This is a genomic window from Bacillus paramobilis (genome assembly GCF_038096195.1).
GTDB lineage: Bacteria > Bacillota > Bacilli > Bacillales > Bacillaceae_G > Bacillus_A > Bacillus_A mobilis.
Map to the genome: position 1 here is coordinate 2862510 of NZ_CP151108.1, position 17624 is coordinate 2880133.

A 17624-nucleotide genomic window follows, 5' to 3' on the forward strand; every position below is an offset into this window, starting at 1 on the left:
GTGAATTACTTATCACAATTTTCACTCGAAATTTTTTAAGTTTTTTGATTATTTACACTATAACAAACTCTCCGGGTCAAATTTTGTTACTTTATGTAACGTAGAAAATTTTTAACAAAATTGTAATGTAAACTTGTATAAATTACATATGGCTTATTTTTTCTGCACAAAAAATCGTACAGTTCAATTTAACTGTACGACTACAAGTTCCGGCCTATTAAAAATTCTTTGTGGAATGATACTATTGCCTAATCCTCTACTTACTACCATAGACATATTTTGTTTTTCATATAAACCGGCTGTATATGTAGGGAAAATTCCTTGATTCGGAGCAACTAATCCTCCGATAAATGGCAATCTAACTTGTCCTCCATGAGCATGCCCCGATAACACTAAATCTATTTTCTCCTTAGCATACTCTGTCAAAAATTCCGGCCTATGGGATAGTAATACATTGTATGTATCTGGCTTCATTTCAAATTTCGCTTTTGAAATTTCATCTTTTACAACATCTCCTTCATCACGGTTTCCAGTTGTAAATTCCGGATCATCAATACCAAGTAAAGTTATTTTATGTTCTCCTTTTTGAATAGTTACATGTTCATTTTTTAAAACAATAACATGATGTTGCTTCAACTCTTTCTCTAAATCATTATATTTTCCTGACCATTTTTCATGATTTCCTGTCACAAAATAGACAGGATACTTCTTTACAAGTTCTCGGATTAGTTCCATACTAACTTCCGGATCGTATGATTTACTGTCAATTAGATCACCCGTAATAGCAATAATATTTGGATTTATGATTTTTACTTTTTGAATTAAAATTTCTTGACTGTCGCCAAATTTTTTATTATGTAAATCTGAAATTTGTAGAATTTTAAAACCTTTAAAAGAAGAGGGGATTTTATTAGATGTTATTTTAACTTCAGTTATACTTATTAAATTGTTCTGTAAATATAAAAAGATACTACTACCTACTAATGTAGCAATAAGTAATATGATTCTTTTAGCCTTCTTGTTCATATTTCCTCCTAAAATTTTGATCAGTACTACAATTCTCAATAAACATTCCGTGCCCTTCGAATTCAGAATAACTGAAACTTTTTAATTGATTTGAAGTATTTTCATAGTGTTATACGTCTCTAATGAACACTTAGCTGGTTTCCAATCCCATTCGTATTAACTGCTATAAAGTGGAGCTTTAATATCCTAGGTTTCCTTCATGAGTGTATGATATCATGCTCATTTTCTAGTGAATTTATAGCGAATCGCTGGAAGCTCTTCATCATATTATCATTTATCTTACTTAGTTTAATAACGATATAATGATAATTCCTATAGTTTTTTATAAAAAAATTGTGTATTTTTCTCGAAGTATATACGACATTTGCTTGCAAATATATTATTACCACTACGATTTTAATTTATTTAAAACGTACATAGAGAGAATTGAAACACTAAATTCACTTATGAAAAGTGATTATTACAATGTTAATCAGAAAATTGAAATAATATGTGTAGATAGATATCATTGTAAATGCATATATAATTGATTTTAATTTTCTGACATATTTTCACATAATTTTCAAACTAATTTTTGTGTAAATTATGAAATAAAATAATGCACCGTGTCAGTCTTTAAAAGATTATATATCATAACTTAAAAGGAGGAAGAAAACTATGAAGAAGAAAAGAAAAATCATGATGTCAACAGCACTTGCAGCTACATTAGCAACAGGTGCACTACCTACTACATCAGTGTTTGCTGCAGAAAAAGAGGCTTCTATCCAACAACAAGAGGCACTAATGAGTATTCAACCATTAGCACAAAATAATTTAGAAACAGCTGTTAATGCTGCCTTAAATGGTCCAGAAGTCAAAAAAATAAAAGTGTTTGAGCATGAATTTAACGTAAAAGAAATAGAAGTAGTAAATCTAGGTGCAGGAAAAAAATATGTTAAGGGACAAATTTCACATCATTTAAGTTTCCGTCCAGATGATCAATTTTATTATGAGTTTACTGTGCAAGATGGAAAAGTAGTAGATAAGCCTGTATTTAATATTGATAGAGGTGGTTGGACACCATTTGCTGCTCCACTTTTATCAATTCTTGCTGCGTATAATGGAATTCCAGTTAATCCAAATGATTTAAATACACTTGGTCAGCAGATTGGTAAAGTTATAGATGGAAGCTGGGAACATGCAGCCCAATCTATCGCAACTGTAGTTAGTCTAAGTTTTAATGAGTAAAATGTTTTAATTTTTATTAGCATTGTAGGGACCACTTTTCCTAAATAGCCTTGTTATAAGAAATTCCTGAAACAGCTATAAATAGATTTTTACCGCTCACTCACATTATCTTAATTTGTTAACCACCTTATCATTCATACTATGTCACAAAATAGAAGTCTTTTTAAGGCTTCTGTTTTGTTTGTATACAATACAGCAAAAAGCTTATTTTTACCTATCTATGCTTCAATTTTTTAAAAATCCGTTTGGCTATTAGATATAAATTATTACAATAAACTAATAATATCTTAAGTTAGCTCACTACCTCTTTTTAATTACAAAAATTCATTACATTAGGAATAAAAAACAATAAATATAGTAAAAAACCATCTTATTATAGCTATTGTTTAAAAGTCAGGAGAGATAAAATGAACAAAATAAAAATGAGAAATTTCTTTAAAATTAGCATCCTCACATGTTTTACACTAGCAAGTTTAAGTACACCATCTCCTATTTTAGCTGATAGTCATCCAGGTTATTCCTATGAATCCAATATAGGATATCAAAATCCATCGTGGATGTCGAAGGTAGCAGATTCAACAAAGTTAAGTGAAATATCTATTCCAGGTACTCACGGTACAATGGCTTTACATGGAGCAAGTTTTCTTGATGAAAATTTGACAAGAAATCAAACTATGAGTCTACCCCAACAATTAAATTCTGGAATTCGATATGTAGATATGCGTGTTAAACGTGTAAAAGATTCTTTTGCAATGTATCATGGGATTGTAAATCAAAAAGCAATGTTTGAAGATGTATTAAAAGAGGCAATTCAATTTTTAAAAGATCATCCTACAGAAACAATTTTAATGCGCTTAAAAGAAGAAACTACTCCTGAAAGCGGCTCACTATCATTTGAAGAAATACTTAAAAAATACAAAGACCTTAATTCCTCCTATTTTTGGGATTCAAGTTCTGTACCAACTTCAAAAAGAAATAATCCTACTCTAGGCGATATCCGAGGGCAAATTGTAATCTTACAAAACTTTACAGCCTCTCAGCAATATGGCATTAATTACGATAGCTTAAATATACAAGATACATTTGAAATTGAAAACGGACCAGACGGAATGTATGAAAAATGGAATGCGGTGAAAACCCACCTTCAAAATACAAATAATAATTTTAACAATGATAAAATCTATCTTAACCATTTTAGTGGCACAGGTGGTGCAGCCGCATTTTTAAATAATGTATATCCTTGGTTTGTTGCAAGTGGAAAAGAGAACAGAAATACTGATAGTAGTCCTAAGTTGATTCAAACGAATCTCACTAATGCGTGGAGTGATTTCCCCCGCGATAGAAATGGACAAGTATATTATGGTGGTATGAATACACTTGGGACCGAACTCTTGCAACAAGGTGGAATTAAACATTCTGGTATCATCGCAGCTGACTTTCCTGGGCCAGGTTTAATTGACAATATCATTAAATTAAATGGTATACATTTGAATGAAAAAGAAATATTAATTTCGCAGATTTCATCCGAATCTAGCCCTTTATCCGGACAAAAAAACCGATCCAGTCAAAACTTTAAAATTGATAGTTTACCTGTAGGTACTAAGGAATTAAAATGGGTTATTGAGCCTTCAGAAAAAGATCATCCTTCTACTATTTCTTTCAATGTAATGATTGATGTTTCCCTAGGTACAGATTCTACTCGTTGGAAAAATATTTCACATGGATCTAGGACTGAAGCTTACACGAATACTAAATATTATATTGCAAGTCCAATTGGTGCCACTAACAAATTTACAGTGAAAATATACGCTATTACAAATTAGAAAATAAAGAATCCCAATGGAATTCCATTGGGATTCTTTATTAATTTCATTTCGTATATGTTGAGATGGAGATTAAAAACTTCACCCCTGTTTCGGTATTGCACATAGAATTAGTGATAACTACCCTTCCCCGCTTATCATTTATTCAAAACTGGCTTCCAAAGCGATAGGGCAAAAATCCAATTTGAGTCGCCATTTCCTTGATGATTTTGAACCGCTTCATACACTTTTCCTTCATGTACTACTCTATCACCTTTAGTATATGCCTTTCTTGCATCCCATTTTTCATATGTGGAATCCTCTGACTTTGTCGTTACATTCAAAACATCACTTCTACTAGATTCATTTCCAGCTAAATCAACCGCCGTCACTACATACTTATACGATGTATTAGTCTTCAAATCTTTATCCATAAAGGATGTATTATCAGCTGCCCCAATTTTATTCATAACCCCAGCGCTTTCTCTATATACAATATAATGGTCAACACCTACATTATCTTCAGACGGACTCCACATCAAATCAACAGTTGTCGCTGTTTTACTCATACTATGTAATCCTTTCGGTTGAGTCGGAGCTTCTGTATCTGGAGTTTCATTTGTTGTCTTAACCTTTAGTTTTTCACTTTCTTTTGATATGTTTCCAGCAGAGTCTAATGCCTTTATAGTATAGGTATATTCCGCATTTGCTTTTAGTTTTTTATCAGTAAAAGTTGTACCTGGTACCGTATCAATTACTTCTCCATTGCGTAACACTTGATATTCTTTTACACCTATATTATCAGTAGAGGCCTTCCATGTTAGTGCAACACTATTGGCAGAAACTTTAGACGCATTTAATCCAGTTGGTTGACTTGGAGCTACTGTATCGGGAGTTTCATTATTTACTAGATTTACATCAATTACGTTATAAAACGCATTTGACGTATCTGCTACATCCCATACAGCTAAAATAACATGATAACCATTTCGATCAGTTGGTACATTAATTGTATGTGTTAAATTATTTGATGCGGCCGAACCGTCATGGTTCACAGTACCAATTGGTTCTAATTCAGCACGTGTTAATGGTTTATTAGGATCCCATCCCTTTTTTGTAATGTAATAATGCCATTTACTTGTAGAATGTGCCGCTGTGTATTTCCATGTAAATGTATTTGCTCCCCCCTTTATTGTGTTTTTGAACCAGCGATTTGATGTTTGTTGGTCAAGAATCCCTCCAAACAGTCCTCCTGCCGAAGCAATTTTCCCATCAATTGGTCCACCAGCTGGGAATCCTTTTGGTGCTTCTAGACTTTGAGGTTCGTACATTACATTTCCACAATTTAAATTTAATGCTCCATAATTCTGACTACATAAAGCAGCACGACTACTCGGCTTTTCAACAAACCCATGTGCATATGCACTTTGAGGAATCATTGTAATTGCCGTCACTCCTGCAGCTAAAACACAAGCACCAATTCCTTTTTTACTTTTTCTTAATCTTTCTAACTTAGATGTTAAATTCAAATTCATTCTTGTCCCCCCCCAATATATTATTGTTATCGCTAATATAATAGCAATATAAAGATAAACGAACAAATTACTAGTAAATATACTAATATCACTCATACATTGTTACATTTATTATTATTTTTAATCTCATATAAAAATAAAATAAATACAATAACTCTATTTTGTAACATTATGTATTAATAGAGGAATGAAAACCTCACTTAATTTCACAAAAAATTCAAATATTAATTTAAGGAATTATACCTTATTTAGAAAAAATACACTTTTAAAGTAAAAAAGTCTGGAAGGAACTGATAATATCAGTTTCTTCCAGACTTCACATTTCTATTATATAACTTGCAAATAAGTCATTTCCAAAGCTAAATTCACACATATTTTCTAAACCTTAAAAAACACAATAAATAATTTACTTATATTCACATGGTGAATGTACACAAATCCTTTTAATCTTATATTTCTTCCTATAAGATACCATAAGATATCCAACTTAACTTTATAGTACTGGTGAATAGTCATCTTCTACCCTGTAAATCCTTATTTTAAACAAATCATCTAGAGATTGATAATGTAAAAGAAAGGAATCGAAAACCCAATTTATTCCATAAAGTTTTATCAATTTATTATATTATTTTTACCTAATAAGGTACAGGAACAAACAAAAAAACTTCAGTTTGCTTGCAATTATTATAAATATAAACGTTTTTAGGGTGAAACGTTTAAAGGGTACTTTACTGAATTGTTATTAACTGCTCCTGTACCTAGTATTTAAATTAACTTATGTCAATATATTTTACAACACAAGTGTTAAACGTTACATATTTCTATATTTAATGATACATTTCATCAATATAGCCCCCTAATCTTTAGGCTAAATATAGAAATTTAGGCTCGTTAGGATTTAATTGTGGAATTCTCATCATTGCAAATGAATTGATTAGGCACATAACTGTCACAAATTAATTACTTATCTATTTTTTCAACTATGAAAATTTTATTACCACTTCAATATTTACTCTTAAACTAAAACACATTTATACCTACAATTAATTTATTATCTTTCAAAAGAGTCGATAGTTTTATATTTTTTATTTTTTTATTGTACATTTGTACATTTGATGTTAGGATTATGCCTATTAAAATTGAATCCTAACGATTCTTCTTTATAATTTCTATATTTTAAATACCAAATAAAAATATAGATTCTGAAACACGATCAAAATCAGAACAAAAATGTCGTTATTTTACAATGATGTCGTGGAATACCTTTAGAATGGAAAGATACATGCAACAACGTGTTAAGGGGTTACAGGGGGAACAAAAATGAGAGACTTTTTTGATGATAAGTATAAAAATATTGAATTAAAAAGGAGGTTAATAAATTTAATAAGTGACATTAGCGAGTTCAAAGGAAAATTAGCTGCTTATCAGGAACAAAACCCTGACATATTTAATAATTTAGAAAAAACTATACCACTACATTACATAAAAAATTTTACAACTATTTATGAAGATGTAAAAGTTCCTAATAAAAGATTAAAAGAGCTTATTTTAGATGATATAGTACCTCAAAATATTTCAGAAGATGCTATTTTTTGTTATTATCAAACACTTTCTTTTGTACATAAAAACTCCTGTACTTTATTAATTAATCCAGCAACTATACAGGAATTGCATTTTCAACTAATACATTACATTACCTCGGACAGTGCCAAATGGCGTGAAAAACCTTTTATTATTCCAGGAATTCCAGAACATGGAATGCACTTGAATAGTTACCGCATTCTTCCGCATGAACTTATTCCACAGTTTATGGAGCAATTATGTGATCAATACAACTCATTAAATACTAGTAAGGGGCTACATTCACTTTTATTAATAGCTCGTTTTATATTAAATTTTTATTGCATAGTCCCTTTCAATCAAGGTAATAACAGGCTGGCATTTATGTTAATGCAATTGCTGTTAATTAAGAGTGGACATACATTTGTAAAATATGTATGTTTGGATAAATATATTAAGAAACATGAATCTGATTATTACAATTCGATTTATAAATCTTCGGTGAATTGGTACTGCGAGGAACATAATAATAGCTTTTGGTTAAAAACGTTTTTAACAATTATATTAGAGGCTTACAAAGATCTTCATAACACAGTTCTAGATTCTATATGTAAACATACTAAAGTTGAGAGAATCCAGGATTTTATACTTAAACAAAAACAACCCTTTACTAAGGAAAGTATTCGTAACACTTATCCAGACATTGCAGAGAGTACAATCAGTAAGGCTTTAAATTCATTGCAATTATTTGGGCATATTAAGCTAGTTTCAAAAGGAAGAAACGCAAAATGGACTAAAGTTTGACTATACTTTTAAAACTCTTACAGTTCAAAAATTCAATGGTAACGTTATCAATAGTTTTCATGACTTTAGGTTCAAATTCATTGAATTTCATTTTAATTTTAGGCTATTATTACTACTTTAGTTATTTCTAATTCCTACAAAAAATTTATAGGAAAAGGTACGTTTCCCTCCACCTTTTCCTATAAAAATATTATATAAACACAAAAAAGTTGTCGAAAAAAGTCGCATTTTAATATTTTTTCTTTATTTTCTGGTTGTAAACGTTTCATTTTCATGTTACTATCTTAATCAAACAATAGAGGGTTATAAAAATGAAAATATTTCTTTCCCATAGAAACATATAAACGTACGGTAACATCAAGAAAATAAGGCCAAAGAAATATTTGATACCTACCAAAATAATCAATAGGAATTTTGCGCTTTAATCTTTCTGTCAATTCAGAAAAAACATTTTGTCCCTAAACAAAAATTGTTAGCATGCAAAGTTCAAATACACTAGAACACCCAAATAAATGTAATGTCCTTTTTAATCGAGCATTAAATTATAAAAAAGAATTCTTCCTACAAAATTCAGCTGATTAACTTAAAGACATCTAAATTACTACCTTAATTTCCCTCTATTGTTGACTACATATTTACCAACTATGAAAAAGAGCCTATCCAGGGCTCTTTTTTGTATAATCATTCAAATTCTATCTTGATACTTATATTTTCACACAAATTACCTCTACTTTTTTGCTCTTAATTATTAACTTCCATTCCCAATTTGTTTAAATTTGTGAATAAAATTCCATCATATAAAAATAATAAATACAACTAATCGTTATATATTAAAGAGGTGTCAATTTTGTCCTTAAATGAAGAGACCTTAGAAATTAAATCAGATAAAAACATTGAAAGGATCCAAACAAGTAACTTAGAAGAGCTTAAAAATACATTAGATAATATCTTTGATATTAGTGCAGATTTAATCGAACATCCTTTGCAATTAAAAACAAACACGAATATTTTACTATATTATTTTGAAGGCCTTACAGATGGTGTCGCTTTAAAAGGCAATGTTGTTACACCATTATTACAAAAAGTAAATGAGGACAGCCAAATATTTAATTCTAATATTATTGCTACTCATACCAAAATAGTATATACATGGAATGACATTAAAGAAGGATTACTTGAGGGTCAATGTGTTCTATTTATGGAAGGAGAAAAGCGCTCACTTCTAATAAATACAAAAGGCTGGGCAGAAAGAGCAATTCAAGAACCCATCTCAGAAGTTACTATTAAAGGCTCACATGATGGATTTATTGAGAATGCCACAAAAAATATAGGCTTAATTCGTCGATATCTTCCTTCAACAGAGTTAAAGATCAAAAAGCTGACAATTGGCGAACGAGCAACTTCAGTAGTCTATTTAATTTACTTAGGTGATGTAGCAAACGCAGATGTAGTCCAAGAAATAGAAACTAGAATCTGTAGAATTAATACGGATGCGGTATTGAGCATTGGAGAACTATCTAATTATACAAAAGATCAAAATTGGACTCCTTTTCCACAAGCTTATTTAAGCGAACGCCCAGATGCAATTTCAAATCATATTCTTGATGGGAAAGTAGCAGTGTTAATGGATAGATCCCCTGGTGCAATGATTGTTCCAATGAATTTAATTGGATTTTTTCAAACTCCAGATGATTATAATATCCATTGGCTCATTGCATCATTTTTTCGCTTATTACGATTTGCAGGATTTATTATAGCTATTTTTTTACCGGCATTTTATATTGCTATAGTCTCTTTTCACTTTGAAATCATTCCTATAGACTTATACACTTCTATTGCAACATCAAGAGTCAAAGTCCCTTTCTCCCCCTTATTGGAAGCTTTTATAATGGAAATTACACTAGAAATGCTACGTGAAGCTGGCATTCGCTTACCACAACCCATTGGACAAACCATAGGAATTGTTGGAGGGATTGTAATTGGACAGGCGGCTGTTCAAGCTGGTCTTGTAAGTAACGTTATGGTTATTATCGTATCTATTACAGCCATTGCATCATTTATTGTTTCTAATTATGATTTATCAAGTTCTATACGCCTTATTCGTTTTCCAATGATGTTATTGGCATACTTTTATGGGATTGTAGGGATTGTTAGTGGATTAATGCTCTTATTTGCTCATTTTGTTTCATTAACTTCCTATGGCTCACCATACGGATTGCCAATCGCGCCCTTTCGACTCAATGAATTAAAAGATTCTTTTGTAAGATTTCCTATTTCTATGATTACCACCCGCTCGAGTACAGGACAGCCGAAACAAAAAAAGAAAAAAGAAGGTGGTTCGCATGGGGAATCTTAAATTCCAAAACATAACTTTATTCGAATTTATTATTTTCATTCATTCACTGCAACTTGCATCAGGTATGTTAATTATGCCAAGCCCACTTGCTACTACGGCTGGCACAGATGGCTGGATTTCTATCATACTTGGATGGATAACTACTTCTATAATCGGCGTATTTATTATATTAATGTTACAAAAAAACCCTAACAAAAATTTCTCACAAATCTTAAAAACATACTTTGGTAAATGGATAGGGACAATTCTTTTTCTTTTATATGCCTTTTATCTATTCTTTGCTGGCTTTAATACTTTATTAAAGGCAACCGATATTGTAAAAGTGTGGATATTCCCTTCCACTCCTGCTTATCAAATCACCATATTATTACTATTGCCTTTTATTATTTTAGCCCTGAGTGGGTTAAGGGCTCTTACTAGTTATTCTATGCTTGTTTTCTTCTTCACTACTTGGATGCCACTATTTCTTCTTTTTTCACTACAGACTAACTACAACCCTTTACACCTACTACCTATTGTTAAAGATGGATTATACCCTATTGTAAAGGCAACAAAAGAAACCATCACTCCTTATGCTGGCTTAGAACTTGCATATTATATATACCCGTTTTTACAAAAAAAACAAAAAGCCATAAAAGGACTACTAATTGCGAATACCGGAACCATGTTTTTCTATCTATATGTGACTATTCTTTCTTATATATACTTTAGTCCAGAGGGGATAAAAGACGTAATCTGGCCAGTATTTCATCTGTTAAAAGGAGTTCGTTTTTCTTTCATAGAACGATTAGAAATTATATATATCGCTTACTATTTAATTGTATTCTCTACTACGATATATCCGTATTTATTTTTCAGTTTTGAATCTGTGACCATTTCACTTCAAAAAAACGCCCGCAATTGGGCGCTGCTTGCTTTTATGTTATTTATAGTTGGCCTATTTATTTTCCTAAATCCCGATGTGGATCAATATTTGTTTATATATTCTCTTATGGACATCTTAAATGTCGTTTTCTTTATTCTATTACCAATTTTATTTTTCGCTTACAGTATTCTTTTCACTTGGATTACTAGGAGGAAACAACTTTGATTCGAAAATGGATATGGATTGTGATTTGTTGTATATATATAATTGGTTGCAGTCAAAGAATTCCTCTTGAGAAGGTTTCATTAATACTGTTAATTGGCTTGGATAGAACCCCTAATGGAGACATAAAAGTTGGAACAAGTATACCACTCTTTCATCATAAACAGCCCAAAAGTACTATAGAACATTGGACACAAGCATCAACTGTATATACTGGATTCAGTAAGATAGATACGAAGTTAACGGGCTTTATGACAGCTTCCAAGGCTGAAATCATTTTAATTGGGAAAAAATTAGCGCAAGAAGCAAATTGGTTGCAGGAGCTTGATTCTTCTTACCGTGATCCTTACGCTACCATTAATGCTAAAGTAGTACTTGTAGATGGACCTGCAGAAGAAGTTTTTAAAATTCAGAAGCCTAGTAAACCATCACTTTCATCTTATATAAATGGTGTAATCGAATCGTCAATTCAAAATAACCAATCCGTCTCTTCTACAATTCAACAATTAATGAGAGAACAAAATGAAGAAGGAATGACGCAAACTGTTCCAATTATCAAAAAAACAAAGAATGAAATCGACACAGTAGGAATTGCATTTTTAAATCGAAAAGGGAAATATTTAACTCAAATTCCTAAAAAAGATGTTAAATTTTTCAATCTTATAAATAAGCAAAAAAGTAGCGGGCGAATGATACTACACCTTGCGCTTCCCCCTAAAAAGTCCAACAAAAAAATAAACACTTCTATCTTCGTACAGAACGCGACAAGAAAGGTAGATGTTAATTTTCAAAATGGAAAATTTGTATTTGATCTCGATATATATGCTAATGTAGCTTTAATAGAAAAAACCAATGCGAATTTAATTAAGGGTCACTATGATAATAAAAAAAATATAAATAGTTTAAAAAGGACTATTCAAAAAGAAATTAATAATAATTTACAAAATATAATAAATGAAATACAGCAGAACAAAATTGATCCAATCGGATTATCCCTATATGCTAGAGCCTTTCAATATAATGAGTGGAAAAAAGTAAAAGGAGATTGGTTGCAAGCGTTAGCAGAGGCTAAAATAAATGTAAAGACACACGTCAAAATAAAAGATACTGGGACCATTAGAAATTAGATTAGCCTATTCTTTTATTTGACAGCTTTTCTCAGTTGAATTTCCTTTCCTCAATAATTATTATGTAAAAGACGCTAACTCAAAGAAAAATTTTTCGGTTCTTTTAAAAGGGCAACAATTCAACTACGGTAATCAAGTACAAGTTTCTAATTTAAGGAACTGAAGAACTTATAATTCTGGTGCAGTATATATGCCAGATTCCATTCCAATTGCAACTCCATGACATAGCATCAAAGCCGAAGTTCCTAAATGAAGGAATTTCGGCTTTTTGAGGTCGTACGAATATCTTGGTTTTGGTTTTATATACCTTGATAGAATAGATACATATCAGCATATTTGTGCATAATGTTTTCGTTTAATGTGGCTTTAATAAATCATTTTTAGTTTAAATATCCTATACTAATAACAATGGAATTTTATTACTTATCCCTTTAAATTATTTCAAATCTCTTTCTTTTCTATATCAATAACTAATTATTATCAGATATCATATCCATAAAAAGCTACAAGAAATAATGATTTATTATTAAAAAGCAAAAAAATACTGCCCTTATGCCTTACTGTTGTCCCCTTTATTACGTATCAGATTTCTATCTATATGTGATGAGGGTTTTCATCTTTTTCAATAATCAACTTTATATAGAATATTTAACTGGGTTATTACTCTTAATGGATATCATGCTTTTTAAAGTTTCCACCTTTTACTTCCGCAACATCATATACAGTTACAAAGGCATTTTCATCAATTTCATGAATAAGTTCTTTCATTTTATTTTCTTCTAAACGACTGATAACACAGCTAACTTCTTTATAAGCTTCTTTCGAAGAGCCTCCATAAATTTCGTTATAGATTGCACTTCTTCCGAGACGTTCCCAGATTGCATCTATCATTAATTTAGGTTCTTTTGTAACAATTTTAAATGTTTTAGAACCACTTAATCCAACTTCAATAATATGAATTACTTTAGAAGCAATAAAGTAAGCTATCGCTGATAAAATTCCACCTTGAAGACCAAACACAGTTGACACAAAAATAAATACAAACATATTTAAAAACAAGATTAGATCACTTGTACCAAACGGTAATCTTCTAGACAACAATACCGCTAGCATATCAATGCCATCTAACGCTCCGCCATTACGAAGAGCCAACCCCATACCAAAGCCGATAATAACACCACCAACAACAGTAACTAACAATGTATCTCCTTCAATAATTGTAGGCACATTATGCATGACCACAGTACCTATTGCAAGTGATATAATACCAATAACTGAATAAATTGCAAATCCTCTACCAATTTGTTTATAACCTAGCCAAACAAATGGGATATTAATAAATCCAATTAAAAGACCTAATGGTAACCCAAATAGCTGAGAGCTAACGATACTTATACCTGTTACACCACCATCTGAGACATTATTAGGAATTAGTACAGCCTCTAATCCATACGCAGTTATAAATGCTCCAATAATAATCAATATTGCTTGCGAAAATTTTTTCAATTTATTTACATTTTTCTTTTTTCCACTTACCATTTCAATTCCTCATTTCACACATTTTTCTCTTTTTGTCTTTTCATAATTACATCAGATTCTATATTCTTTGTGTCGCACCTATTATGTAATTTCTCTCAAACTATAACTTCCTATACTAAATTAGAGGGTATTAACAAGCTAAACGGTATTTGTATCGACTGTTATAACTAGAATCTAATTATGAGCTGCACTATTAAATTCTTCTTTACCAACCACAAATATATAAATTCCTATAAGAATAATTGGTTAAATTAAAATCTTTTTTGTTTAGACTACTTTCCCCCAGCATAGAGGTTTACACTTCTTTTGGCTCTGATGCTAATGTAAAAACGTTTCTCTAAATGTAAATTTCCAATAGATTCTCCCAAAATCTAACTGCAAAACATGCTAAACCTAGAACTGTCGCTGCATTGAATATTTAACACTCTTCAGAAACTTATAAAATATCCATCATGTCGCCATTACATTTCAAAATCTACTACAAAAATATTTCCTCCTAATACGTCTTCACTTTACCATTTAAACACCATGAAATTATTGTTAATAAACCACACACAGAAACTACTGGATTTTCCCCCTGTTTATAGGATTCAGATCATTTTTAAGAAGTCAAACTCTGTCATTTCCTCAAAGCTCAAATTACTTCCGTTCATTCGTCAATTGTAAAATATCAAAACCATTGTTTGTGTAATCCTTTCCATAAACGTAGTGAGTATAATTTTATAAGTTTTAATCCAGTACTAACTGACCGATGTGCTCATTCGGTCAGTTATACTATACCTAAAACTAAAATAATATGCCATTCGATAATATTATTTCTTTCTATTAATTTCAGCTTCGTATTGTATGATTATTTAAGTATTTATAAAATAAGTAAGTTTTACAAATACCTGTGTTCTCAATGTTTTCATAAAGTGATAACTATTTATAACAACCTTGATCGAGGGTGCTTTTTTCTATTTATTCTCCCTCTTCTCCCTTGTATTTTATCTTCATTCGTGTATTATATGATGAAAGAATCTTCACAAGAAGAAAACTAGTATCAATGAGGTGTATCATATGGAGACAAAGAATAATGTTACAATTGGTTCTTACGTACAATTTCCCTATCGTAATAATTCCTCCTTACAATTAACAGGTTATGTAGTAAATATCTTACAGAACACGATTGTAGTTGATATTGCTGGAATTGCTGAAACACATGCTATAGACGAAACAAGGCAAGTTGTAAAACATGGTTATTACCACAAGATGCAGTAAAGTGATAACATATAAAAAGATCCTAGTACACACTAGGATCTTTTTATATGCCGTTGTTTTTATAGTATTTTAATTTACACCCAACATACTCTATTTTTAAATTTGATAATTATGTCGCGTCCTTCCATTCAGACTTTAATATTGAATATTGATATTCATCAATCCACTGCCCTTTTAGCATGTAATTCTGAAATAAATGACCTTCTCTCCTCATCCCCACACGTTCCAGCACAGAAATAGACTTGTTATTTCGAACATCCGAAAATGCAATCAATTTATGTTTCCATAATGAATGAAATATGTAATTCAATAAGGTGCAAACAGCTTCAGTTGCATAACCTTTCCCCTGATATTCTGGAGAAAGAGTAAATCTAATTTCTACGATGCGAGGCTCATTTAAACGCGTGTGAAGTGCACAATCTCCAATTATTTTGTTATTTTCAGCCAAAGCAATTGCGAACTGGAACCAAGTTCCTGGTTGATTAGGATTATTATTAAGTTGTTCATTTACAAACATTTTAGCCTCATGATATTGATAATTAACCCATGACTAAAATTTAGTCACTTCTGGATTAGAACGATAAAAATGAAAGTAGTTAGTTTCATCCGTACTAAACCTTCTCAAAATAAGACAATCTGTTTTCCAAAATACTTTATTGTCATTCTCCATAACTTTTTTCCCCTCTTTTCTACATTACATATAAGTTGCACTTCGTTTTTAGTTTTATTTTTATATTACATAGGGATAAATTTATAGATTTTGTGTTTTGTACTGATTTTTAAAAGAACAGAAATTCATTTTTGAAAAAGTTTAATATACATCTTATATTTAAAGATAATTTGATTAAGCTAACGAGGGTTTCTGTTTCTGTTAATAGCTGAATTTTAAATCTATTTTCCGGCACTATATTTCTTAAAAATCTTTAATCTTGTCCTTACATTTGTCAAAATCTTCTTATAGCTATACAAAAAATATATGCTATTATGATTTTAAGAAACTATGCGTTCCCTTACCCCTGTATGTTTACAGGGTCTTTGTTTATTTTATTTACTTTTATTTTACTTATAAGAGTTCATACACACCCAATTTCAATTAAAATCGTTTACATGTTAGTTAGGCTTTGAAATCATATATCTATAGGCTTTTTTGGCACATGAAATCTAAGATTGGACATATATAACCAACTTGGGGCTATTATTAGATTTCTAAATGTATACTGCACTAAACACCTATTAAAACTATACACATAGTGTTAACCATTTTAATTGAATATTAATAATAGTAAGTATAAACATTATAGATTTACTATATCTTACATTTATGTAAAAATAGATGTATGTTAAGCTTTTTCAAAATCTTTCCCCTAATAAAGATTTGAAGTAGCATTTCATGATTCTCCTTACAGTTAATATGCCTTGAAAAAGAACCCTATAGGGTTCTTTTTCTTCTTATTACATCTACAGCAGTTACTTATTTAACATACAAAAAGGACTGACAATTACTTGTAGTCCTTTTTGCACCTAAATATACACTTGTCTTAAGTACTTAATCCTTTATTTTATTATGCATTATTATTAACTAAACATGTCATTATCATTTAGAAATATAACACTTCCAAATTTAGAAGTACACAATAACAAATCTTTCCCAGCTTCCAGCTACATAACTATTAGCTGTTAAATCTCTACCACCATTTGCTGATATAAATCTACCATTACTTAGCGCTTGTAATACATATATCCTATTGTCTCCACCATTATATAAGATAAATTTTTCCCATGCCCCAATTGATGTACGATCTGCTACTACTCTACCATTTGGCTCAAACGAAACGTACTTTCCATTACTTTTCGCTTTTAAAGCAAACGTATATAATTCCCCAGTCGGAATTAATTCAAATTTCTCCCATTCATTAACTGCACTACGATTTGCTACTACATTTCCCGATGGCTCAGCAGACACATATTGTAAATTTGCAGCTTGTATAGCAACAGTCCAGCTTCCATTAAATAGACTCACACCTTTTAGTGAACTTGCATTTGATTGGTTGGCTGCCAATGCATCATTTGATGGGGTTATCATCATTATCATTAGAACCATTGGTAACACCATTAAAACTAACTTTTTAAAGATCTTATTACCATTTGCATGAGTTATGAACCTCTTCATTCCCATTCCTCCCTTAATATATAGCACTCATATATATCATACCAAATATGTAAAATATCGTAACAAGAGAGGGTCTTTATCAACAAATACCTTATTATTCTGTTTCTTTTTTCTCAAATCTATAGCACCTA

Annotated in this window: 11 protein-coding genes and 1 pseudogene; 7 read left to right on the forward strand and 5 right to left on the reverse strand. The window is 30.7% G+C overall.

Annotation, left to right across the window (positions count from 1 at the left end; translation table 11 throughout):
* Positions 1–183: 183 nt before the first annotated feature.
* On the reverse strand, positions 184–1026 hold the full coding sequence (locus AABL52_RS14830; protein ID WP_341517800.1) for a metallophosphoesterase: 843 nt from the start codon (positions 1024–1026) through the stop codon (positions 184–186).
* A gap of 657 nt (positions 1027–1683) precedes the next feature.
* On the opposite strand from AABL52_RS14830, the gene AABL52_RS14835 reads away from it, so the two are divergent.
* Positions 1684–2253 (forward strand): hypothetical protein, encoded by a 570-nt coding sequence (locus tag AABL52_RS14835; protein ID WP_061672043.1) that lies wholly within the window; start codon positions 1684–1686, stop codon positions 2251–2253.
* A gap of 407 nt (positions 2254–2660) precedes the next feature.
* Positions 2661–4076, forward strand: coding sequence for a phosphatidylinositol-specific phospholipase C (locus tag AABL52_RS14840; RefSeq protein WP_061672044.1), 1416 nt, complete (start codon positions 2661–2663; stop codon positions 4074–4076).
* Positions 4077–4213: 137 nt separating this feature from the next.
* Here AABL52_RS14840 and AABL52_RS14845 read toward each other — a convergent pair whose 3' ends face one another.
* The gene (locus AABL52_RS14845) at positions 4214–5590 is read right to left on the reverse strand and encodes a lytic polysaccharide monooxygenase (RefSeq protein WP_341517801.1); all 1377 of its coding nucleotides are present in this window, start codon (positions 5588–5590) and stop codon (positions 4214–4216) included.
* A gap of 1320 nt (positions 5591–6910) precedes the next feature.
* On the opposite strand from AABL52_RS14845, the gene AABL52_RS14850 reads away from it, so the two are divergent.
* From AABL52_RS14850 to AABL52_RS14865, 4 genes are all read left to right on the forward strand, one after another.
* Entirely contained in the window at positions 6911–7954 is a 1044-nt protein-coding gene (locus tag AABL52_RS14850; RefSeq protein WP_016087816.1) for a Fic family protein, read from the forward strand.
* A gap of 847 nt (positions 7955–8801) precedes the next feature.
* Positions 8802–10310 carry a spore germination protein gene (locus AABL52_RS14855; protein WP_341517802.1) on the forward strand — a complete coding sequence of 503 codons (1509 nt, stop codon included), beginning with the start codon at positions 8802–8804 and terminating at the stop codon, positions 10308–10310.
* Positions 10297–11400 carry a GerAB/ArcD/ProY family transporter gene (locus tag AABL52_RS14860; RefSeq protein ID WP_016087818.1) on the forward strand — a complete coding sequence of 368 codons (1104 nt, stop codon included), beginning with the start codon at positions 10297–10299 and terminating at the stop codon, positions 11398–11400. Before AABL52_RS14855 ends, AABL52_RS14860 begins: the two co-directional genes overlap by 14 nt.
* Positions 11397–12524, forward strand: coding sequence for a Ger(x)C family spore germination protein (locus tag AABL52_RS14865; RefSeq protein WP_016087819.1), 1128 nt, complete (start codon positions 11397–11399; stop codon positions 12522–12524). The genes AABL52_RS14860 and AABL52_RS14865 overlap by 4 nt, the downstream gene beginning before the upstream one ends.
* 666 nt (positions 12525–13190) lie before the next feature.
* Here the strand turns inward: AABL52_RS14865 and AABL52_RS14870 are convergent.
* Entirely contained in the window at positions 13191–14063 is an 873-nt protein-coding gene (locus AABL52_RS14870; RefSeq protein WP_341517803.1) for a YitT family protein, read from the reverse strand.
* Between the two features lie 1059 nt (positions 14064–15122).
* Here AABL52_RS14870 and AABL52_RS14875 point away from each other — a divergent pair.
* On the forward strand, positions 15123–15323 hold the full coding sequence (locus tag AABL52_RS14875; protein ID WP_016087821.1) for a hypothetical protein: 201 nt from the start codon (positions 15123–15125) through the stop codon (positions 15321–15323).
* Positions 15324–15432: 109 nt separating this feature from the next.
* Here AABL52_RS14875 and AABL52_RS14880 read toward each other — a convergent pair.
* Both AABL52_RS14880 and AABL52_RS14885 read right to left on the reverse strand, forming a co-directional pair.
* A pseudogene (locus AABL52_RS14880) lies at positions 15433–15993 on the reverse strand (GNAT family N-acetyltransferase).
* Between the two features lie 951 nt (positions 15994–16944).
* A complete protein-coding gene (locus AABL52_RS14885) occupies positions 16945–17493 on the reverse strand; it encodes a fascin domain-containing protein (RefSeq protein ID WP_016087823.1) in 549 nt (182 codons plus the stop codon).
* Positions 17494–17624 lie beyond the last annotated feature (131 nt).